The organism is Symbiobacterium turbinis, from assembly GCF_055383075.1.
Genome location: NZ_AP042433.1, coordinates 3,125,865 through 3,146,817, shown reverse-complemented (window position 1 = coordinate 3,146,817; position 20,953 = coordinate 3,125,865). Strand labels below are relative to the sequence as shown.

Sequence of the window (20,953 nt, the reverse complement as noted above, 5' to 3'; positions counted from 1 at the left end):
GGTACCACACACCAACGGCCTTGTGATCTGCGGCAACGAGAGCAACTACAGCCGCTCCCCGGACGTACGCTACTCACTTAGTTACTATCCGAAGAGCGTAAAGTCGCCCGCGATGGCTTCGTGAGCTTTGACGGATCCCCGCTGCGGGTTTCCTGCCGTCTATCTCGTGGCCGAAGGCGGGGTTGCATTGCTGTCGATGAGGTAGTGGGTACGGAAGCTGAGAAAGTCGTCCTGCTCCTCCCGGTTGCGGCCCTCCAGGATGCGTTTCACGGCCTATTTGAGGTTGTCCGACGTCATGCGGCGGGGGACGCCGCCCAGCAACTCCAGCGCCCGCCGGATGCCGTCAAACATGGCTTCCTGGCGCTGGTTCGGGTAGGCAATTACGACGGGCATGCCACTCCAGCGCAGACGGACGCACAGGATCTGCGCCGAGAGCTCCACGCCATCGAGGATGAGCACCGCCTCGCCCCAGTCGAACTCGATACTCTCGCCCGGGTTATGGGCCAGGGGGAGGAAGACCGCCTGCTTGCGCTTCACCTTCCGGACCTTGGCGATGTGACGCCGCACGGAGGGCTCACTGCCCTGGTAGCCTATAGCCACCAGTTCTTCGTAGATCGTCTTGCCGGTCCACCGGTGCTTCCGGGGCAGGGTCTCGTTCTCCGCCAGCCGCCGCTCGATCTGCATCTGGAACTCGGGGGTCAGAACCAGCTGCCCGGCTGGCTTCCGCCGCTGGTAGCGGGGCACCTCGGGTTGGCATACTTGGCCACTGTCTGGTGGGGGATCCCGAGCACTTTGGCGACCTGTCGCTGCGATTTCCCTTCCACATGCAGCAGCCATCTGATACGCTCAACATGGGCCATCTCGATCTTCATCCTTTCACCCCTGCAAACTGGAAATGCCGTACATCCCAGTTTACAGGTCTGGAAGTTAGAGGTGGCTCACTTTTGCGTGATCAAATGGCCCCCAAATGGCTCACTCTTAGGTTATCAAACACACCCACTCCAGAGCATTTTGTTTAAGCACTCCTTCGTCATCTTGGCGGAAGTCGAAGCTAGTGCGTATTTCGGCCAGGGCTGGGTCATTTCTTTTCCGGCGCTACTGGGTCATTTTACATCCGGCGCTTACAACGCTCCATATCAGCCCTGTAACCCCCGCCAAGAACGGGGGTTGATCTGATTGTGTCACCCTGTTCGAGCTCACTACTGATGCCGCCCTCACCCAACCGGTTGCCCGGCATGACCGCACCGGCCAAATGCACCCCCGACCCCCGGACCAACAGCGGAGGCAAACAGGACCTGTTGTCTTGGTAAGGTCTTGTTTTGTTTAGTCTCCAATCCTACCTCTTTGGTCGATACCAGTTCTCGGTGAGTCCATTCGGACTGGCAGGTGCGCGTCATTCACTTGTCGAAATACTATGAAGCAAGTCTCATCTCGCGGTGTGCAGGGACACAAAGGCCTGAATCCTGTCAGGGATTTTGGTCCGAAGGCTCGAGCTGCCTAGTGAGAGCGGTATAGCGTGTTGGCTTTTTAGGAAGGGAGGGCCCAGTTGTGCGTAATACTTGGCCTCGAGATCAGTATACGGGGCCTGGCGGAGGTCTTTACACCGGCCCGGGCGGCGGCATGTACACGGGACCCGGTGGCGGAGCGTATACCGGCCCAGGCGGGGGGTTGTATACTGGTCCAGGGGGTGGACTCTATACCGGCCCAGGGGGTGGGTTATACACTGGTCCAGGGGGCGGCTTATATACTGGCCCAGGGGGCGGGTTATACACTGGTCCAGGGGGCGGCCTATATACTGGCCCAGGGGGCGGGTTATACACTGGTCCAGGAGGCGGTATGTATACAGGTCCATGTGACCATCCCTACCGAAGCAACATACCGCCTTGGCCAGTGTTCATTGAGTATTTGGAGCAACACGGTATGAAACATATCGCCGACCTCATTCGGTCCTACCTTCCTCGTTGAAATCTAGCCTCAAGAGAGGGCGGCCCGCCACTGGCGAGCTGCCCTTCTTACCATCTCAGCGAGAGCCACCGGTCATGACAATATTGGGATGTAATGCCGCCAGGGTTTCTCTCGATGGCAATAGGTCACGACATTGTACGGCTCGGCCGATCTCGGAAAGCCTTGTGGTGTAGGGCTCGACAGGTCACAACTATAAATGGTCTTTGCGCCTCTCACGGAGCCAGTAGCTCTCCCCACGGAGGTTCACCGTGGTGGAACGGTGGAGAAGGTAGTTGAAGATCGGCGGGGCGATTATGGAATCACCAAGTACCGAGCCCTATTCACCATAGGTCTTGTTGGACGGGACAACGAGCGACATGCCTCGCTCACAACGCTTGGAGATCTCGTGGGCTTCCATATTCCCGAAAGGGATATGCCCCATTTCGTCGATTATCAGAAGGCGAGGGGACAGGTAGACACGGAGACGCCGCTCCAGGTGGTTCTCGGCATGGGCTCGCCTGAGACCGTTGACTAGAGTTGACGCCCATGCCGGGCGTACACCTGAGGGCGAGGCCAATACACGGCCTCGCCCTCCGCACGGTGACACCAACTCTTGTACAGTGACACGAACTGCTCTTCAGTGACAGCAACTATTTCGCGTGCACAATTCGCCGTCCCGCTCGCCGCGCGCTACTCCACCGTCACGCTCTTGGCCAGGTTGCGGGGCTTGTCGACGTCGGTCCCCCGGGCCACCGCGGCGTAGTACGCCAGCAGCTGCAGCGGAATGGCCGCCAGCGCGGGCATCAGCAAGCGGTGAGTGCGAGGCAGGTAGAAAACCCGGTCGCAGTGGCGGGCCGTCGCCTCATCCCCTTCCTGCGCCAGCCCCACCACGAAGGCCCCGCGCGCCCGGGTCTCCTGGATGTTGGAGATCGTCTTCTCCATCAGCTCGGGCTGCGTGTTGAGGGCCACCACCGGCACCCCGTCGGTGATCAGTGCCAGCGTGCCGTGCTTCAGCTCCCCCGCCGCGTAGGCCTCGGCGTGGATATAGCTGATCTCCTTCAGCTTCAGCTGCCCCTCCAGGGCCACGGCGTAGTCCAGGTTCCGGCCGATGAAGAACACGTCGCTCTGCAGAGCCAGCTCCTCCGCGGCCGCCTTCACCGCCGGCTCCAGCGCCAGCACCTGCTCCGCCTGGTCGGGGAGCCGGCGGAGTCCCTCCACCAGCGCTGCGGCCTCGGCCAGGTCGATGCGGCCGTTCTGCTGCCCCAGCCAGATCGCCAGCAGGGTGAGCGCCTCCACCTGGGTGGTGTAGGCCTTGGTGGAGGCCACCGCGATCTCGGGCCCCGCCCAGGTGTGGAGCACCCAGTCGGCCTCGCGGGCCACGGTGGAGCCCACCACGTTGGTCACCGCCAGCACCTTCGCGCCCCGGCTCCGGGCCTCCCGCATCGCCGCCAGCGTGTCGGCGGTCTCCCCCGACTGCGACACCGCGACGAACAGCGTCCGTTCGTCGACCATGGGCTCCCGGTAGCGGTACTCCGACGCAAGGTCCCATTCGACGGGAATTCGGGCCAGCCTCTCGATCAGGTATTTGCCCACCAGCCCGGCGTGGGCCGCCGTACCGCAGGCCACCACCGCCACCTTGCTGAGCGCCTGCACCTCGGCTGCGCTGAGCCCCACCTCCGGCAGCCGCACCCGGCCTGCCGCCGGGTCCAGCCGGCCCGAGAGCGTGTCCCGCAGGGCCCGGGGCTGCTCGTGAATCTCCTTCAGCATGAAGTGGGCGTAGCCGCCCCGCTCCGCCTGGCGGAGCTCCCAATTCACATGCATCACCCGGGGCTGGACCGGCTCCCCGGACACCGTGGTCACGGCCACCCCTTCCCGGGTCAGGACGGCCAGCCAGCCCTCCTCCATCGCGATGACCCGCCGGGTGTAGGGCAGCAGCGCGGGAATGTCCGAGGCCAGCAGATGCTCCCCTTCGCCGAGCCCGATCACGAGCGGCGAGGCGACCCGTACAGCCACGATCCTGTCGGGCTCCTGCTCGCACACCACCGCCAGGGCAAACGCCCCGCGCAGCCGGGAGACGGCACGGCGCACAGCCTGCACGAGGTCCCCGTCGTAGTGGGAAGCGATCCGGTGGGGAATCACCTCGGTGTCGGTCTCGGAGCGGAAGACGCACCCCTGCCGCGCCAGCTCTTCCCGCAGTTCAGCGTAGTTCTCGATGATCCCGTTGTGCACCACGGCGAACCGGCCCGACGCGTCGGTGTGGGGGTGCGCGTTCCGATCCGACGGCCGGCCGTGGGTCGCCCACCGCGTGTGCCCGATGCCCACGCGGCTTCCGGCCGGCAAGTCGGTGAGCGCCGCCTCCAGTTCGCGCAGCCTCCCCTGCCGCTTCGCCACCCGGGTCTCGCCTCCCGCGACCACGGCCACACCGGCGGAATCGTATCCCCGGTACTCCAGCCGCTTCAGGCCGTCCATCAACACGGGCAGCGCCTCTCGCTGTCCGATATAGCCAACGATGCCGCACATGGCTTGTTCCTCCTCGTTTGCAAGCAAAAAGGGCCATGTCCACCCAACCCGCCTGGTCTCGCCCATCGCAGGTTACCGTGGACATGGCAAAAAGGCACAATAGGATGCCCGGGACGGTCTTTGCCCGTCCGCAGCCTCACCTGGCCCCTTTGTCTCCGGGATCGCTCCCGGCCTTTGTAGAGCCGTTATCGGTCGTGAGCAACCGGGGGTCACCCGCCGAATCCTCCGAGATCCCCCACCTCGTCAACTTGCGGCCCTGCCGGCCGCAAGTCCTGGCGCTTCATGGATCCAAAACGTCTCTGTGCACTTTTGCCGTCCGGAACCTACGAGACTCGCATTTCTCCCCCCCTTTCCTTTTCCCAGTGTACGGAGCGGGGACGAAAACCGTCAAGAAAAAAGTGGCGGGAAGCCCGCCGCCCGGAGGGCTACCCGCCGCTGTACGGGATGACCGGCTCCACCCGGAACCGCTGCCACGCCTCCACGTCGGCCCGGGTGAGCGGCGTTGACCACTCGAAGCCGTCCAGCACCGCCGGCTCTCCGTTGGCCCACAGTTGCACGGCCTCCACACCAGGAATCTCCGTAAGGGTGTAGACCAGGGTGGCGACGACGGCGTTCACCGCCGTCTCGCCCCGCACGCCCTCCACCTCCGGCGACAGGTCCACCACGGCGACGCCGCCCTCCAGGTTGAAGCCGATCGGTGCAGTGCCCGGCGGGAACTCGCTGAACAGCCCCAGCTCCTCGGGCGGGTGGAGCAGATGCTCCACGCTGTCCTTGATCGGCGTGATGGAGAAGGGAACCTGGATCTCCACCGGCTGCAGGGCCTCCATGTTGGCGTCAAAGTCCACGTAGTACACCGTGATCCGCATCGTTTCCGCCGCCCCGCCCGACCGGTCGATGGCGGACCGGCTGGTCGCCAGGGGATACGCCGGTGCGGCCGGCTCGGGTGGCGGCTCTTCATCCGCTTGCGGCGGCGCAGCGTCTGCGCCGCCGCTCTCCTCTGGCTCCTCACCCGCAGCCGGCTCTGCACCCGAGGCAACACCTGCCTCAGATCCGCCTGCGGGTTCTTCCGCGACCGTCTGGCCCGGTCCCCGGGCATCGTTCGTCGAAGCCGGCGCATCGGCGCCTTTCAGCGCCCAGAAACCCACCGCCAGCACCACCAGGACCCCCAGAAGCACCGGGGTGAGCGGGCTGGTGAACACCTGCCGGAGCGTCCCCCCGCTACGCCGCGCGCGGGGACGGGCGCTCCGCTTGGCACGGGCGCCCGTTGAGCGGCGGTTCGACTGCCGCTTCCTCTTATTGGAGCTCAGTCCGGATCACCTCCCCGATGGCCGCGGCCAGCCGGCGGAGCTGCGCCATGTCGGCGCCTTCCAGCATCACCCGGATCAGCGGTTCGGTGCCTGAGGCCCGCACGAGCACCCGCCCCTGGCCCGCGAGTTCCTCCCGGGCCCGGGCAATGGCCGCCTGAATGGCCGGGCTCTGCTCCCAGCCCTCCTTGCGGCCCACCCGCACGTTCTCGAGCCACTGGGGCAGCCGCTTCATCCGGCCGGCCAGGGCCGAAAGGGGCTGCTGCTCCCGCGCGACGACGGAGAGCAGCTGCACCGCCGTAAGGATGCCGTCGCCCGTGGTGGAGAGCGCGCCGAAGATCACGTGGCCCGACTGCTCGCCGCCCAGGCCGTAACCGCCCTTTTGCATCTCCTCCAGCACGTACCGGTCGCCCACCTTGGCGCGCACCAGGCTGACCCCGTGCTCGCGCAGCAGCAGTTCCAGCCCCATGTTGGACATGACGGTGGCCACGAGGGTGTCCCGGGGCAGCTCGCCCCGCGCCTTCAGGTCCAGGGCGCAGATCGCCATGATCTGATCGCCGTCCACCAGCTCGCCCTGTTCGTCGACCGCGATGCAGCGGTCCGCGTCGCCGTCGTGCGCGATGCCCGCGTGCGCCTTGTGGGCCCGCACGGCCTCCTGCAGAGCCTCGGGATGCGTGGAGCCGCAGCCGTCGTTGATGTTCAGGCCGTCGGGAGCGGTGTTCAGCGCGATCACCTCGGCGCCCAGCCTGCGCAGCACCTCAGGGGCCAGCTGGTAGGCTGCGCCGTGGGCGCAGTCCACCACCACCCGCATGCCGCTGAGGGGGCTGCCGGTGGAAACCAGGTGCTCCACGTACGCCTCCACCGCCGCCGGGCTCTGGCGGATGCTTCCCAGATCGGCTCCGGTGGGGCGCGGCATGGTGTCGGGCGTCGTCCGCACCAGGGCCTCCAGCTCATCCTCGGCGGCGTCGGGCAGCTTGTAGCCGTCGGCTGAGAAGAACTTGATCCCGTTGTCGGGGGCCGGATTGTGCGAGGCCGAGATCATCACGCCGAAGTCCGCGTTCAGGTGCGTGGTGACGTAGGCCACGCCCGGCGTCGGAATCACCCCCAGGTCGACGACGTCGCCGCCGGCGGAGCAAATGCCCGCGGAGAGCGCCGCCGCCAGCATGGGGCCTGAGCGGCGGGTATCTCGCCCCACCGCAGCCACCACACGGCCGCCGGACCGTTTCCGGGCGAGCGTCGCCGCCGCCCGCCCCAGGGCAAAGGCCAGTTCAGGGGAAAGCGCTTCGCTGTTGGCTACACCGCGGACACCATCAGTTCCAAACATCCTGGGCATAAAGAAGCCCCTTTCTACTCAGTTTCGGGGGGAGCAATGGTCACCTCAATGATCGCCGGATCGATGGCCGTCTCGACGATCTCGGGCGGATAGATCACCTTCACCGGCAGCCTGTGGGTGCCGGGACCCAGCCCTTCCAGGTCCACATACGCGATCACCGCGCTGGCGTCCAGCGGGTGCACCAGGGTGTAGCGGCCCGTCAGCTGCACCTGGGCGGTGGACTGGCTCAGGGTCACCACCATGCCCTCCGGCGCGTTCTGCACGGCGATGGGCACCGCGCCGAACACCTTCTCTGCGCTGACCTCGCGGATGACCACGTTGACCTCCACGGAAGTCTGCGCCAGGCTCGTGCCCGCAGGCGCCACCAGCCGGGCCACCGTGGTGAAGCTCTGGGTCTGGCCGGAAAGATCCACCGGCTCCGTCTGCACCGCGCTCACCTGCGGCAGGCTGCCATCCAGCGTCGCGGAGCGGATCGTGACCTCGCCCGGATCTGCGCTCAGCCCGACCAGCTCGAAGCCCGGCGGCAGTTCACCGATCGTCTGGGGCGAAACCGCCACCCGCTTGCCAGGCGGCAGCTCCTCCCAGGAGATCTCCACCTCGGCGTAGTGCTCCTCCAGCTTCTCCACCGGCTGCATCACGGCGTCCACCAGCCGCACCGGCTTCTGCAGCCGGGTTTTCGCCTGTGCCAGCCGGCCGTCCTCCAGCGGAGGCTCCAGGTCGACCCCCTGCAGCGTGACCACGGCGGTGCGCACCAGGCCCAGGGAGTCGGAGCGTCCCGACACGAAGATCGTGCTGTTCACAGGCGCGGCGCTGTAGCGGAACTCCCGGTCGCCCACGGCCACGATGCCCGATTCGGGCGTGACCGCGACCGGCACCGTCAAGGTGCGGTTCTCCACCAGGGTCACGCTGACCGTGGAGGGGCTGGCCCGGTACTCCACCTGCCCCTCGTAGCGGGGAGGCCCCGTCACCTGCACCCGGACCGCCTGCGCGCGGCCCGGCTGCTGCACCGTGCGGTAGTCCACCCGCGCCCTCAGGTCCTCGGCCTTCAATGAGGAGACCAGCAGGTTTGGGCCGCTGACCCGCACCTCCACATCGGTCTCCAGATCCCGGGGACCCTCGAACACCTCGTATTCCGGATGCGAGATGACTTCGAGCGGGACGTCGAAGGAGACCGAGGTCACCTTGTTGTAGTCCTGCACGACCATGGCCCAGAGCAGCACCGAGACGCTCAGGGCCAGCAGCTTCAGCCAGAAGTCCTGCCTGAGGAGGGAGAGCAGCCGCCTGATCATGACGAAGCCCCCCAGTTAAAGAGGCCCCGCACCGGACCGGGCCGCCTGCTGCGCTCCAGCAGCTTCATCAGCATCTCCCGCAGGGACTTCTCGTCCAGGTTCCGGGTAAGGGTGCGCTGCACCGCCACCGAGATCACGCCGGTCTCCTCCGACACGATCACTACCACGCAGTCGGTCTGCTCTGTGATCCCGACTGCGGCCCGGTGCCGGGTGCCCAGTTCGTGCGACAGGGGAGTGGCCTCGGCCAGCGGCAGCCAGCAGGCGGCAGCGGCCACCCGGTTCTGCCGGATGATCGCCGCGCCGTCGTGCAGCGGGGTCTTCTCCACGAAGATGTTGACCAGCAGTTCCGCGGACACCAGGGCGTCCAGCTTGATGCCGGAGTCGATGTACTCGTTCAGGCCGGTTTCGCGTTCAATGACGATCAGGGCGCCCGTCTTGGTGCGCCCGAGAATCTCGGCGGCACGCACAACCTGGTCGATCATGCGCGTCCGATCCTCATCGCCAAACTCGTCCAGGCGTAAACTCGTCTTCAGCAACCGGCCCCGTCCAATGTGCTCCAGGGCCCGCCGGAGCTCGGGCTGGAAGATGATGGGCAGGGCGACGGACGCGGCGATGAACACATTTTCGAGTATAAATTGAATAGTATAAAACCGCAGGGCCTCGGCCACCTGGAGCGCGACCACCAGCGTGATGACACCGTTGATCAGCGGGACCGCCCGAGTGCCGCGTATCAGGGAAAAAAGCTTATAAATAATGTACGCGACCAGGCTGATGTCCAGCACCGTGCGGAGCACATCCCACGGCGAGCGTACGCCCAGGGCGGCCAGGAAGTTGACGACGTTGGTCAGGTCTACCGGAGCCACCCCCTCGCGGGAACCCCTGCTTCTCTCTCTATGATAGCATGCGTCGATCGATCTCACTATTGGACGAACAGGCCCACGAAAAAGTTCTGGCGGCGCCCCCCTCCCGGGGACGCCGCCGCTTTGCCGTGCCACTAGTCCTCGGCCGCATCGTCCTCGCTGGCCGAAGTGTAGTAGGCGAGACTCTGGAGCTCGATGGTCAGGTCGATGTTCTGCACGAACACGCCGTCCACCGACAGCTTCGCCGGCGCGAAGTTCAGGATGGCCTCGACGCCGCCCTCCTTCAGCAGCTCGGCCGTGGCCTGGGCCGCAGACGCCGGCACGGTGATGATGCCGATCTTCACGCCCTGCTTACGACAGGTTTCGACCATCTCCGACACGGGCTGGACCCGCACGCCCAGGACGTCCTGCCCCACCTTCTCCGGGTCCACGTCGAAGATTGCGGAGATGACGATGTCCTTGTGCTGGGTGAGCGAGTAGCGGGCGAGCGCGTGCCCCAGGTGCCCGAAGCCGACGAGCGCGGCCTTCACGCCGCGGTGAATGCCCAGGATGCGGGCGATTCGGCGGCTGAGCATGGCGGTGTCGTAGCCCACCCCGCGGGTTCCGAAGGCGCCGAAGTACGCTAGGTCTTTCCGAATCTGTTCCGGGGAGAGCCCCGTCTTCTCGGCCAGCTCTGCCGATGAGATGATGGGAACATCAGCGGCGGCCAGTTCGCTGACAACCCGCAGGTACACGGGCAATCGCCTGATGGCAGCATCAGGAATGTTGGTCCGTCGCATGCAACAGCCCCCTGATTCGCAAGTATGACAACCGGAAGGTTAGAAGTTCCGGTTGATAACAAAATCTGCAAGGGTCTTCAGGGCCGGCCGCGTCGCAAGGGTCGGCACCTGGTCCAGGGCCCGCACAGCCCGATCGATGTGCTCACGCGCCTTCTGGCGGGCGTAGTCGAAGGAGCCGGCCTCCGTCAGGATCTCCTTCACGCGTTCGACCTCCGCGTCGTCAATCGACCGGGTCAGGATGAGCTCGCGCAGTTCGGCCCGCTTCGGCGCGTGCTGCAGGGCGTGAATGACCGGCAGCGTGAGGATGCCGATCTTCAGGTCGCCGCAGACCGGCTTGCCGACCGTGCCCTCGTCGCCGAAGAAGTCCAGGAGGTCGTCGGCGATCTGGAAGCTCAGGCCCACGCCCATCCCGTAGTCGTAGACGGCCCGCACCTGCTCCTCCTCAGCCCCGGCCATGACGGCCCCCAGGCGGCAGGCTTCGGCGATCAGAAAACCCGTCTTCTGGGCGATGCGCCGATAGTATTGCTCTTCCGTCTGGTCTACATCGAAGTAGGAGGCGATCTGCGCCAGCTCCCCCTGGCTCATCTCCCGGACCACTTCAGACATGAGCCGGACGACGCGGTTGTTGCCGGTGTCCGCCAGCAGGGTGAACGCCTTGGCGAACAGGTAATCGCCCGTGAGCACCGAGACCTGATTGTTCCAGACGGCGTTGACGGTCGGCCGCCCGCGGCGCAGATCGGCGTTGTCCACCACATCGTCGTGAACCAGGGTGGCCATGTGAATGAGTTCCACCGCCACCGCCACATCGATCACCTGCTTCAGTTCCACGCCGGGGAAGCGGCTCGCCAGAATCACCAGCGCCGGGCGGATGCGCTTGCCGCCCGACCGCAGCAGATGGGTCGAGACCTCTTCCAGCATCGTCTCCTGCGTAGACAAGGCCGCTTCGATCGCGGTCTCCACCTGCCGCAGGTCGTCGGCTATGGTTGAGAAGACGTCGAGCGGCCGTGTCTTGCCGGCGAGCGGTTGCGAACTCACCTGATCACCTGCTCTTTCCGAAGTAGGACGGACTTGATCCGAAAGGAGGAGCCAGCCCCTGCACATCGGGCTTGTGACATCATTCCTATTGTACCATGACGATTGTCAATCGCAAACTCTAAAGACTACGTATTCTGTTCATCCCAGTGACTCGGCCAGGGCCATGAGCTGACGCATGCGGTGTGCGGCGCCCGACTTGCTGACGGGCGGCCGGCACAGTTCCCCCAGTTCCTTCAGGCTGGCGTGCGGATGCGCCAGCCGGAGGGCGGCCAGTTCCTGCAGCGGGGGAGAGACCCGCTCCAGGGCGCCGGCGGCTTTCAGCCGCTCGATGGCCTCCACCTGCCGGGCCGCCGCGTCCACCTGCTTCACCATGTTGGCGACCTCGGCATTCACCTGCCGGTTCACCCGATTCTTCATCTCCTTGACCACGCGCACCTCCTCGTAGCGCAGGAGGGCGTGGTGGGCGCCGATCTGCCCCAGGAAGCGGATGATCTGGTCGGCTTCCTTCACGTAGAGGATCAGCGACTCCCGGCGGGCCGCCATCCGGGCGGAGATGCCGAAACTGAACAGCATCTGGCCCAGGGCGTCGGCCGCCTCCGTGGCCGAGGTGCTGATCTCCAGGTGGTGCTGCTTCTCCGGACCCGCCACCCAGCCGCTGCCCAGGAAGGCGCCGCGCAGGTACGCCCTGCGGCAGTGGTCGTGGGCCAGTTCGGGCCGCTCCGCCCACTCGGTGGGCTGGCCCGCGGCGTCGATGAAGCCCGCCAGCTGCAGGAGCTCCATGGCCGCCGGCTGAGGCGGGATGTGAATGCGGTAGACCAGGTTCTTCCGCAGCTTACGGCGGCGCATGACCATGACCTTGTACTCCACCGCGGAGACGCGCTTCAGCAGCCGGATCGCCTTGCGGGAGACCGGGGCCGAATCGGTGGACAGGGTGAGGGCGACCCGGCCGCGCCCCTGAAGCTCCAGCCGCCCCAGCGCCCGCACCAGCCCCGCCAGCTCCATCCGCTGGCAGCACGGCAGCTCCGGCGTCAGCAGGGCCAGCTCCGCCTTCACCATCGCCGAGAAAGAGACTTCATCCGACAATATCTACGCCTCCCGGGACTGGCCGTACGCCCTGCGCCTGGCGAGGAAGATGCGGCGCCGCTCCTCGGGCGGCAGGATGATGGGCTCCCCCACCTGCCGCGCCAGCAGGTAGATCTGCGCCGCCTCCTCGAGCCCCACCGCCACGGCGTAGGCCCTCTCGAGGTTCTCCGCGACGGCCATGGCTCCGTGGTTCTGGAACAGCACCGCCAAATCCTCGTTGCCCAGCGCGGCCAGGGCGACCTCGGCGAAGGTCTCCGTGCCGCTGGGCGCGTACGGCGCGCAGCGGATCGTCCCGCCCACCAGCCCGGCCAGCTCCGTGGAGATGACCGGAAGCTCCTGCCCGGTGCAGGCGAATGCCGACGCATAGATGGAGTGCGTGTGCACCACCGCGCCCACGTCCGGACGCCGCAGGTAGGTGAGCCGGTGCAGCGGCATTTCCGTGGACGGGCGCCGCCGCGCGTCCACCACGCGGCCGTCCAGGTCCAGAATGCAGATGTCCGCGGGCTCCAGCGCATCGTAGGGCATGCCGCTGGGGGTAATGGCGAACAGGGACGTACCGGGGATGCGGCAGGAGACGTTGCCCGCCGTCAGCCGCACCAGCCCGTCGGCGTGCATGCGGCGCGCGACCGACAGCACCGCCCTGCGCTCTGCCTCGTATCGCACTGTGTCAGCCTCTGCCTCCTCTCCGATGATGAGGGCGCCCCCGCTGATGCGGGCCGGCCTGCCGTGCCACTCCGGCGAGACCGCATCCACGCCCCAGAGCAGCGGCGCATCGCCCACCACCGCCGGCTCGCCGGCGGCCATCACCGCGGGCTGCGTCCGGTCCAGCAGCTCGAGCGCCGAAAAGGCTTGGCCTGCGAGGATGGCGTCCGGGGGGTAGCGGTCGCCGGCCAGCCGGCGCGCCAGCCACCGGGCCGTCTCCTCCAGGGCCCGGGCCCGCTCCTGAAGCTCCTCGCTGCGGGCCATGATGCTCCCCACCAGCCCCGCCGCCTCCACCAGAGCGCTGGGGGCCGCCAGGCCGTGCTGGTCGATCAGCATGGTGACCCGCTGCATGAAGGCCTGGTCCTGCAGCGCTTCCCTGCAGTGCTGCAGGAGCACCCGGCCTCCCAGGGTCGGCTGCCGCTCCATCCAGCCATCCAGGTCGGCAAGGGCGCGGCTGACCGCCTCCCGCAGCCGGCCGATCTCGGCCGGCCGGTCGGCGCAGCTGGCCCGCTCCGGTTTCGCCTCCGCGTCCACCCAGAAGATGCGTCCCTCTGCTTCCCCGGGCCAGACGCCCCGGGCGCTGAAAACCGCCATCTAACGACTCCCCTCCAGGCGGGAACGCTCCCGCAGTCGCTGTCGAAACAGGAAGAACTCCCAGGGGGTGTGGCCCACGTGCGGGCGCCGGGCCAGGAACAGGTGGCCGATCGCCTGGGCCAGCTTCTCCGGGTCATGGCGCACGTAGTCCCCCTCCACCCGCAGGAGATCCCGCGCGACCACCTGCACCCCCAGCCGGTAGGCGGCCGGGTCGATGGCCACGGCCTCCGCGCCCTGCTGCCTGTACCTGTCCCGCAGCTGCGCGGGCACCGCCCGGGTGTTGGCCAGGCAGATGTCCACCAGGCCGTATCCGGCGTGGTCGATCAGGGCTCTGAGGTGGTGTGAGACGCTGAACCCGTCGGTCTCCCCGGGTTCGGTCATGATGTTGCACACATAGATTTTCAGCGCGGGCGACTGCCGGATCGCGTCCGCCACCCCGGGCACCAGCAAGTTCGGGATGATCGAGGTATACAGGCTGCCTGGGCCCAGCACGATCAGCTCGGCCTCCTGGATGGCCGTGAGCACGTCGTCGAGGGCCCTGACCTCTCCCGCGCCGTCGGCCCGGTCCAGGAAGACCCGGCGGATGGAGCTGCCGGCCTTGCCGATCGCCGACTCGCCGGATACCATCCGCCCGTCGGCCAGCTCCGCCCGCAGCAGCACGTGGTCCAGGGTGGACGGCAGCACCCGCCCCCGCACGGCCAGCACCTCGCTGGCCGCCCTGACCGCCTGGTAGAAGTCGCCCGTGGCCTCGGTCATCGCCAGGATGAACAGGTTTCCGAAGGGGTGGCCGGCCAGCCCCTCCCCGTTGGTGAAGCGGTGTTGGAACAGCCGCTCCATCAGCGGCTCGATGTCCGCCAGGGCGATCAGGCAGTTGCGGATGTCGCCCGGCGGCAGGATGCCGAACTCGGTGCGGAGCCGGCCCGAGGAGCCGCCGTCGTCCGCCACGGTGACCACGGCCGAAAGGTTCGCGGTGTACTGCTTCATGCCGCGCAGCAGGGTGGGAATCCCCGTCCCGCCGCCCACGGCGACCACGCGCGGCCCCCGCAGCAGGAGCCGCCGCTCCAGGAACGCGTCGGCCACGCCCTCCTCCCGGGCCGTCAGGGTGGAGAGCACGGAGTTCACCAGCCGGCTGACGCCCACCCAGGTGAGCACCACCCCCAGGGCTGCAGCCGCGACGCCGGCCACAACCGGGCCCGTGTAAAGAACGGCCGCGGTGGCGGCGAGGTTCTCCACCAGCCAGGCGCCCAGAAGGCTGTACACGTTGATTCGCAGGGTCAGCGAGAGACCCACCACCACCAGGGCGACGCCGAGAACGGCGACCAGCAGCCACCGCTTGATGTGGAGCCCCGGCGCAAACCAGCGCAGCATGCGCATCACGGCTGCCCCTCCTCCGCGCGCGCGGCACGGCGGGGCATGTCGCGGTGCTCCACCGAGACCGAGTAACCCCGTTCGCGAATCCAGTCCGCCAGCCGGCGGGCCAGGCAGACGGAGCGGTGCTGCCCGCCGGTGCAGCCGATGGCGATGGTCAGCAGGCTCTTCCCCTCGGCCACGTAATGCGGCAGCAGAAAGCCGATCAGGCTGGTGAGCCGCCGGTAGAACTGCTGCGTCGTGTTCCACTTCATCACGTAGTCCTCCACCGCCGGATCCTCGCCGGTCAGCGGCTGGAGGTCTGGCACGTAATGCGGGTTGGGCAGAAAGCGCACGTCGAACAGCAGGTCGGCGTCCAGCACCGCGCCGTGCTTGAACCCGAACGAGACCACGTTCACGTGGAAGTCGGGGCTCTCCGGGTCCTGGCCGAACCGCTTGTGGAGCTCCTTGCGCAGATCGGCGGGCGTCAGGTTCGTCGTGTCGATGATGAAGGTCGCGAGGCCGCGCAGCTCCTGGAGCAGCTTCCGCTCCCGCTGGATGCCCTCAAGGAGCCGGCCCTGAACCGCCAGCGGATGGCGTCGGCGGGTCTCCTTGTAGCGGCGGACCAGCACCTCGTCGGAGGCGTCCATGAACAGGATCTGGTAGGCCACGCCGATGTCCGCGGTCTGGCGCAGGGCTCCGATGATCTCGTTGAAGAACCGGCCGCCGCGAATGTCAATTCCCAGCGCGAGCCGGCTGACCTTGCCGTCGGTCCGACCGAACAGTTCGGCCAGCTTGGGCATGAGCGACGGGGGCAGGTTGTCGACGCAGAAGAAGCCCAGATCCTCCAGATACTTCAAGGCCTGGGTCTTGCCCGCGCCCGACATCCCGGTCACGATCACCAGGCGTATGGACTGATCCACGCCCATCACCCCCCGACTTTCACCGCCAGCATTCGCCCCCGACCCGCGCTTCTCCTGTCAGGCGCGCGGCATCAGTGGATCTCGCCCCCCTGCGCGGACCAGTCCGCCCAGTCGCTGGGATGCCGCTCCTCACGCCTCTGGCGAGCCTCGCGCCCGCGCGCGCCGTGGCTGGTCCAGTCGGCCCATCCGCCATAATCTAGAAACGGACGCCGCTCCGCCAGCCAGCCCGCGAGATCGCCCCGGTCGCTGTTCACCACCTGCTCCGGGGACACGCCGGCCGCCGCGAGCAGGGCAGCCGCCGCGCCGAAGTCGCCCACCTCCTCCGGCCTGCGGGCCCCCGACGTGACGGCGAACCGCACGCCCAGGCGCGCAGCCTGCCGCAGGAAGGCAGCCGACGGACGGGGCCTCCGGGCGCATACCTCCAGGACCGCGCCCCGGTCCCGGCACGCGCGGGCCAGCTCCGCCGGGTCAACCTCCAGGTGCCCCGGTAGGGCGATGAGGTCAATGTCGTTTCGGTACACGGCCGCGACCACGGCATCGGTCAGCGCCCGGCGCAGACCGGGGCGGTACCGGGGGATCCAGCGCTGCACCGCCGGCGCCAACTGCGGCGTGGCCACCGCCAGCACCAGGTCGTGCCCGCGCCGCACGGCGCGGGGCGCACTCAGTTCGCCCTCCGGCGATGTGATGCGGCAGGCGGCGCCCGACAGCACCCGCATGGTGGGCGTGCGCGGGTCGATCGCCCGGACGGACTCAAGAACCGGCTTCAGGGTCCTGGAATCGGGTGCGAACAGCGCCACGGCCTCCAGCCCGCGGGCCAGGGCTGCGCTCACCTGCGCCTCCACGCAGTCGGAGGCCTGACCGGTCCGCACCCGGGTGTGGAGATCTGCAATGATCCTCAACGCGCGTCCCTCCCTTGCAGCCGCTAGTATTCCCGGCAGGAATTGAGCATCCGATCGCCAAACCTTCCGAACAGGGAGAGTTACCGGTGGCGCTCCGCACGGGAGGTGAAAGGCCGTGGGAGGTCATCCGAGGCAGCCCATGACCGAGCGCGAGCTGCGCAGTCTCGACCTGAAGGAGTTTCTCGCGCTGGTGGAAGCCGACATCCGGGAGCTGGACCGGCGGCGGCTGCTCAGGCAGAAGCTGCCGTCGCTGCCGCTCCACCCCGTGTCATGCTGCGGCAAGCGGCTGGGCGCGTTCCCGCCCGCCGCGCGCGTGCGCTGCCCCTTCTGCGGCGCCTGGATCGCCCCCGGCACAGACGACGCGCCCCCCACCGCGAGCCCGGGCCGCGACTAGCTCGCAGCCCACCGCCCACAGCCAAGAAGGGCAGGCCAAAAAGCCTGCCCCTTTTCTTTGGCCTGCCCCTTTTTCCGCGCCTCAGCGCCACACGGAGGTCGCGGCGCCGATCAGTCCGGCATCGTTGCCCAGGGCCGCCTGTACCACCCGGACGACGCCGGCGGGGCCCGGCATCGCCTGTTCGGCGATCACTCGGCGCATGGGCTCCAGCAGAAAATCGCCGGCGTACGCGCCGCCACCGCCCACCACGATCAGGGCCGGGTTGAGCGCGCTGATCAGCATGGCCGACGCCTGCCCCAGGTACTCCCCGGCCCGCCGCAAGATTTCAGCCGCAGCGGCGTCGCCCTCCCGGGCGGCGGTGATGACCGCCCGGGCATCGACCTGGCCGCCCTGCGCGGCGGCGATGCGCGCCACGGCGGGCGAGCGGCCGGCCGCGACGGCCTCCTGACCTGCGCGCCCCATGGCCGCGGCCGAGGCGACGGTCTCGAGGCAGCCCGACAGCCCGCAGGAGCAGGGCGGCCCATCCGGCATCACCCGGATGTGGCCCAGCTCTCCGGCCCAGCCGCTTGCCCCGCTGTAGAGGCGCCCGCCCAGAATGAGGGCGCCGCCCACGCCTGTGCCCAGCGTGAAGAGGATGACATCGTCGCAGCCCCGGGCCGCGCCGCACCACTGCTCGCCCCAGGCGGCGCAGTTCGCGTCGTTCTCCAGCCGCACGGGCACCCCCAGCCGCCGGCTCAGCAGCCGACCCAGGGGCACTTCCTTCCAGCCCAGGTTGCCCGAACTGCGCACCAGGCCGCGCGCGGCATCGCAGATCCCCGGGGTGCCCACGCCCACGCCGTCCAGGTCTGAAAGCTCCCGGCCGCAGGCGTGCAGAGCGTCCATCACCGCAAGGGCGATCCGCTCCACGACCCCTTCGGGGCCCGTCTCGGCCTCGGTGGCCCGGGAGGCCCGGGCCAGAATCTCCCCGGCGCGGTTCACCACGCCGACCTTGATCGCCGTCCCACCCAGGTCGATCCCCAAAGCCAGCCCGGTGCCAGCCGGCATGGCGGTGCCTCCTTTCGCGCCGGCGCTACTGCCGGCGCTGCTCGCGCATGAGCAGCCATACGCCGAGCCCCACCGCCAGAATGCCGAAGGTGAAGCCGTTCAGCGCACGCTGCACCACCACGTAGTTCGCCTTGAAGAGCCACCTCAGCAGGTCGGTCGAGATCACGCGCCAGAGCGCGAGCGCGCCCAGCACGATCAGGGCGATGCCCGCGTGGCGCTGGCCGAACTGTTGCGGCAGGGCTCTTACGTCGAAAAAGCCGCGGTCCTCCACCTCGAGGCCCTGGCTCAGCCGCAGGTGAATCTCGCGGGCGTCAAAGATGCTGAAGAAGATCGCGGCCGGAATGTACAGGCCCAGCAGACCGGGGAACGCCAGGTTGAGGATCATGCCGCCCACGAGGGTGACCAGGAAGAACTGCATGCCCCGGTTGAAAAATCCCATATAGAAATGGCCAACGCCCGGCGCGATGGAGAGCACGAAGCGCACGAACCCGCTGATCTCGCGCACGGGCTGCTGCATCCGCGCCGCCAGGCAGTGCTTGCAGAACGGCTGCCCGTTCAGGTCCACCAGGCACTCCGCGCACACCGGCCGGCCACAGTTGCTGCAGATCCCCCGAACCTCCCGTTCGGGGTGGTAGGCGCAACTCATCGGTGTCGCCTCCTACGAATCGCTATACTAAGGCCGTCAGCGCGTACCACATGCTCAGCAGCCGGTCGGAGACGGGCCCCGCCCAGGCCTCGATGGCAGCCCAGTAGGCCTGCCCCTTGGCGGTCCACACCGCCAGACGGTCGGTGGCCTGGCTCCAGAGGAAAAACCGGTTGCCCAGCGAAACTACCACAAGAGTGGCGGCGAGCGCGTAGGCGACGCTGGCGTACTGGTGAATCGACCAGTGCCCGCGCAGCCAGGGCCAGAGGAAGGCGAAAGGCCGCGGCCGTTCCGCCTCCACCCGCGCCATCACCCGCTCGGTGAAGTCGTCGGGCAGGGGCGGCGGCTCGGTCAGCACCATCCGCGCCAGTTCCGGATCGGCCAGATCGCTGAGCAGCTCCCGGCCTTCCACCAGGTAGCGGCACTCAGCGCAGCCCTCGAGGTGCGCGTCGAAGTCCGCCCGCTCTGCCCCCGTCAGCTCTTCAGCCCAGTACGCCTCCAGTCGCAGGAGCACATCGCTGCACTTCAACGCGCTCACCTCCTTCCAAGCTGGTCAGCATCCGTTTCAGGTTCGCCCTGGCCCGGTACAGGCGGGTTTCCACCGTGCGCACCGGTATCCCGAGCCTGTCGGCGATCTGCTGGTAGCTCAGATGGTAGAAGTGATAGAGCAGCACGACCTCTTTGTAGTCCGGCGAAAGCCGGTCGATCGCCGCCCGCAGGTTTCGGCGCCGTTCCTCCCGCAGGGTGAGTTCCTCCGGCCCGGCCTCGGGGCTGGGCAGGTCAGGCATCCGCTGCTCCTCCTGACCCGGCGGCGGTTCCAGCGGCACGGTGAGCGGACGGCGCTTCCGGGCCCGCAGCCAGTCGAAGGCCATGTTGAGGGTGACCCGGTGGAGCCAGGTGGTGAAGGCGGCATCGCCGCGGTAGCTCCCCAGGTTGCGGAAGACCTTGACGAAGACCTCCTGCGCCAGATCCTGCGCATCGGCGGCGTCGCCAACCACCTGATAAAGGGTGCGGTAAACACGCCCCTTGTGCCGGTTCACAAGGGCCGCGAAGGCATCCATATCCCCCTGTTGCGCCGCGAAAGCCAGAGTTTCGTCACGGGGAGACAAGATTTTCCACACACCTCTCAGGGGTTCTCGCGCGTTAGACGCACCAAACGCGTGCGTTCCCTTCAACAAGTTTTCATTCTCAATTCATCTGGTAAGCGGAGGATAGACGCGTGACCACAAGACAACAGGTGGCCCTGGTCCGGGTTCTCGCCTTTTACCTGACGGCGCTCGTCCTGCTGCTGTTCGCAGGCGGTGCGCTCCAGTACTCGCTCGGCCTCACAGGGGTGGTCCTCTCCCAGCTCCTCATCTTCGTCGCCCTGCCGATCGTCTTCACCCTCGCGGTGGAAAAGCGGCCTCTCCGCCCCTTCCTCCGCCTGCGCATGCTCTCGCCTGGGGGCTTCGGCCGGGCGGTGCTGCTGGGCGTGGTCGGCTGGCTGGCCGCCCAGCTGATGGGCGCCGTGCTGGTGCTGCTGGTGCAGCGCCTGGGCGGCGAGATGCCCCAGACCTACCAGATCCTCCTGGACGCCGGCTCCTGGCTTGCGCTGCTGGTCGGGGCCCTGGTGCCGGCCATCTGCGAGGAGCTCTCCTTCCGGGGATACGTGCTCGGCGCCCTGCGCACCCTGGGCCCCACCGCCGCGGTCGTCCTGACCGGCCTGCTTTTCGGCGCGCTCCATCTCAGCATCGTCCGGCTGATCCCCCTGACCCTGCTGGGCATGCTGTGGGCCCTGGCGGTGCAGCGCTCGGGCTCGATCCTGCCCGGCATGATCATGCACCTGATCAACAACGGCATCGCCCTGCTTCTGACATTCTTCGTGCAGGACCAGGCAACTCCTGCCGAACTGCAGGGGCTTGAGATGCTTCCCGATACGGCCGTCTGGACGTCGATGGTCATGCTGACCCTCATGGCGGCGGGGCTCTCGGCCGTCGCCTACTTCCTGGCCGCCGGGTTCAGCCCCCGCCACCTGGCCCGCCCTGCGGAGTTCGAGGTGGAGCTGGACTGGCAGGCCGAGGGACAGACGGAGCAGGGGCCCCACCTGGAGAGCCTGGCCTTCGAGGGCGACGCCGAACTGCAGCGGCTCGCCGGCGAATTGGCCGTCCTGCGCCTGCGCCGGCGCCGTCTGCTGAGCGCAGCCTCGTGGCTCACGGGCGGGCTGACCCTGGGCATCTACCTGTGGGCAGCCATGCAGGAGCTGGCCATGGTGTTCGGCTGA

The 20,953-nt window shown here is 67.8% G+C and carries 21 protein-coding genes; 2 read left to right on the top strand and 19 right to left on the bottom strand.

Annotated elements, in window-relative coordinates; genetic code table 11:
- Positions 1-273: 273 nt before the first annotated feature.
- The 15 genes from ACZ45O_RS15085 to ACZ45O_RS15015 all read right to left on the bottom strand — a co-directional run bounded on the left by ACZ45O_RS15085 (position 274) and on the right by ACZ45O_RS15015 (position 16,612).
- The gene (locus ACZ45O_RS15085; RefSeq protein WP_464854131.1) at positions 274-744 is read right to left on the bottom strand and encodes an IS21 family transposase; all 471 of its coding nucleotides are present in this window, start codon (positions 742-744) and stop codon (positions 274-276) included.
- A complete protein-coding gene (locus ACZ45O_RS15080) occupies positions 699-860 on the bottom strand; it encodes a helix-turn-helix domain-containing protein (RefSeq protein ID WP_464857800.1) in 162 nt (53 codons plus the stop codon). The genes ACZ45O_RS15085 and ACZ45O_RS15080 overlap by 46 nt, the downstream gene beginning before the upstream one ends.
- A gap of 1,421 nt (positions 861-2,281) precedes the next feature.
- Positions 2,282-2,551 carry an ATP-binding protein gene (locus ACZ45O_RS15075; protein ID WP_464857798.1) on the bottom strand — a complete coding sequence of 90 codons (270 nt, stop codon included), beginning with the start codon at positions 2,549-2,551 and terminating at the stop codon, positions 2,282-2,284.
- An 83-nt stretch (positions 2,552-2,634) separates the two neighbouring features.
- Positions 2,635-4,464: a glutamine--fructose-6-phosphate transaminase (isomerizing) gene (glmS, locus tag ACZ45O_RS15070; protein WP_464854129.1), complete on the bottom strand. Its 1,830-nt coding sequence runs from the start codon at positions 4,462-4,464 to the stop codon at positions 2,635-2,637.
- Between the two features lie 425 nt (positions 4,465-4,889).
- Positions 4,890-5,663: a GerMN domain-containing protein gene (locus ACZ45O_RS15065; protein ID WP_464854127.1), complete on the bottom strand. Its 774-nt coding sequence runs from the start codon at positions 5,661-5,663 to the stop codon at positions 4,890-4,892.
- A gap of 94 nt (positions 5,664-5,757) precedes the next feature.
- Positions 5,758-7,101, bottom strand: coding sequence for a phosphoglucosamine mutase (gene glmM / locus ACZ45O_RS15060; protein WP_464854125.1), 1,344 nt, complete (start codon positions 7,099-7,101; stop codon positions 5,758-5,760).
- A gap of 14 nt (positions 7,102-7,115) precedes the next feature.
- Positions 7,116-8,390 carry a CdaR family protein gene (locus ACZ45O_RS15055; RefSeq protein ID WP_464854123.1) on the bottom strand — a complete coding sequence of 425 codons (1,275 nt, stop codon included), beginning with the start codon at positions 8,388-8,390 and terminating at the stop codon, positions 7,116-7,118.
- Positions 8,387-9,253 carry a diadenylate cyclase CdaA gene (gene cdaA, locus ACZ45O_RS15050; protein WP_464854122.1) on the bottom strand — a complete coding sequence of 289 codons (867 nt, stop codon included), beginning with the start codon at positions 9,251-9,253 and terminating at the stop codon, positions 8,387-8,389. The genes ACZ45O_RS15055 and cdaA overlap by 4 nt, the downstream gene beginning before the upstream one ends.
- Before the next feature lie 131 nt (positions 9,254-9,384).
- A complete protein-coding gene (locus tag ACZ45O_RS15045; protein WP_464854120.1) occupies positions 9,385-10,029 on the bottom strand; it encodes a redox-sensing transcriptional repressor Rex in 645 nt (214 codons plus the stop codon).
- Between the two features lie 39 nt (positions 10,030-10,068).
- The gene (locus tag ACZ45O_RS15040) at positions 10,069-11,064 is read right to left on the bottom strand and encodes a polyprenyl synthetase family protein (RefSeq protein ID WP_464854118.1); all 996 of its coding nucleotides are present in this window, start codon (positions 11,062-11,064) and stop codon (positions 10,069-10,071) included.
- 138 nt (positions 11,065-11,202) lie between these two features.
- Positions 11,203-12,147, bottom strand: a complete 945-nt coding sequence (whiA, locus tag ACZ45O_RS15035; protein WP_464854117.1) for a DNA-binding protein WhiA — start codon at positions 12,145-12,147, stop codon at positions 11,203-11,205.
- A 3-nt stretch (positions 12,148-12,150) separates the two neighbouring features.
- Positions 12,151-13,443, bottom strand: coding sequence for a class II aldolase/adducin family protein (locus ACZ45O_RS15030; RefSeq protein WP_464854115.1), 1,293 nt, complete (start codon positions 13,441-13,443; stop codon positions 12,151-12,153).
- On the bottom strand, positions 13,444-14,817 hold the full coding sequence (locus tag ACZ45O_RS15025; protein WP_464857796.1) for a gluconeogenesis factor YvcK family protein: 1,374 nt from the start codon (positions 14,815-14,817) through the stop codon (positions 13,444-13,446).
- Positions 14,817-15,722 carry an RNase adapter RapZ gene (gene rapZ, locus ACZ45O_RS15020; protein ID WP_464854113.1) on the bottom strand — a complete coding sequence of 302 codons (906 nt, stop codon included), beginning with the start codon at positions 15,720-15,722 and terminating at the stop codon, positions 14,817-14,819. The genes ACZ45O_RS15025 and rapZ overlap by 1 nt, the downstream gene beginning before the upstream one ends.
- A 62-nt stretch (positions 15,723-15,784) precedes the next feature.
- The gene (locus tag ACZ45O_RS15015) at positions 15,785-16,612 is read right to left on the bottom strand and encodes a hypothetical protein (RefSeq protein WP_464854111.1); all 828 of its coding nucleotides are present in this window, start codon (positions 16,610-16,612) and stop codon (positions 15,785-15,787) included.
- 115 nt (positions 16,613-16,727) lie between these two features.
- Between ACZ45O_RS15015 and ACZ45O_RS15010 the strand changes: the two genes are divergently transcribed.
- Entirely contained in the window at positions 16,728-17,006 is a 279-nt protein-coding gene (locus ACZ45O_RS15010) for a hypothetical protein (protein WP_464854109.1), read from the top strand.
- A gap of 81 nt (positions 17,007-17,087) precedes the next feature.
- Here the strand turns inward: ACZ45O_RS15010 and ACZ45O_RS15005 are convergent, their stop codons facing one another.
- Genes ACZ45O_RS15005 through ACZ45O_RS14990 form a run of 4 tightly spaced genes read right to left on the bottom strand, consistent with a single transcriptional unit; the run spans position 17,088 to position 19,754 of the window.
- The gene (locus ACZ45O_RS15005) at positions 17,088-18,050 is read right to left on the bottom strand and encodes an ROK family protein (protein WP_464854107.1); all 963 of its coding nucleotides are present in this window, start codon (positions 18,048-18,050) and stop codon (positions 17,088-17,090) included.
- A 25-nt stretch (positions 18,051-18,075) separates the two neighbouring features.
- Positions 18,076-18,696 carry a B-box zinc finger protein gene (locus tag ACZ45O_RS15000; RefSeq protein WP_464854106.1) on the bottom strand — a complete coding sequence of 207 codons (621 nt, stop codon included), beginning with the start codon at positions 18,694-18,696 and terminating at the stop codon, positions 18,076-18,078.
- A 22-nt stretch (positions 18,697-18,718) separates the two neighbouring features.
- On the bottom strand, positions 18,719-19,222 hold the full coding sequence (locus tag ACZ45O_RS14995) for an anti-sigma factor family protein (RefSeq protein WP_464854105.1): 504 nt from the start codon (positions 19,220-19,222) through the stop codon (positions 18,719-18,721).
- Positions 19,176-19,754, bottom strand: coding sequence for an RNA polymerase sigma factor (locus tag ACZ45O_RS14990; protein ID WP_464854104.1), 579 nt, complete (start codon positions 19,752-19,754; stop codon positions 19,176-19,178). The genes ACZ45O_RS14995 and ACZ45O_RS14990 overlap by 47 nt, the downstream gene beginning before the upstream one ends.
- Positions 19,755-19,912: 158 nt before the next feature.
- On the opposite strand from ACZ45O_RS14990, the gene ACZ45O_RS14985 reads away from it, so the two are divergent.
- Positions 19,913-20,953, top strand: a complete 1,041-nt coding sequence (locus ACZ45O_RS14985; RefSeq protein WP_464854103.1) for a CPBP family glutamic-type intramembrane protease — start codon at positions 19,913-19,915, stop codon at positions 20,951-20,953.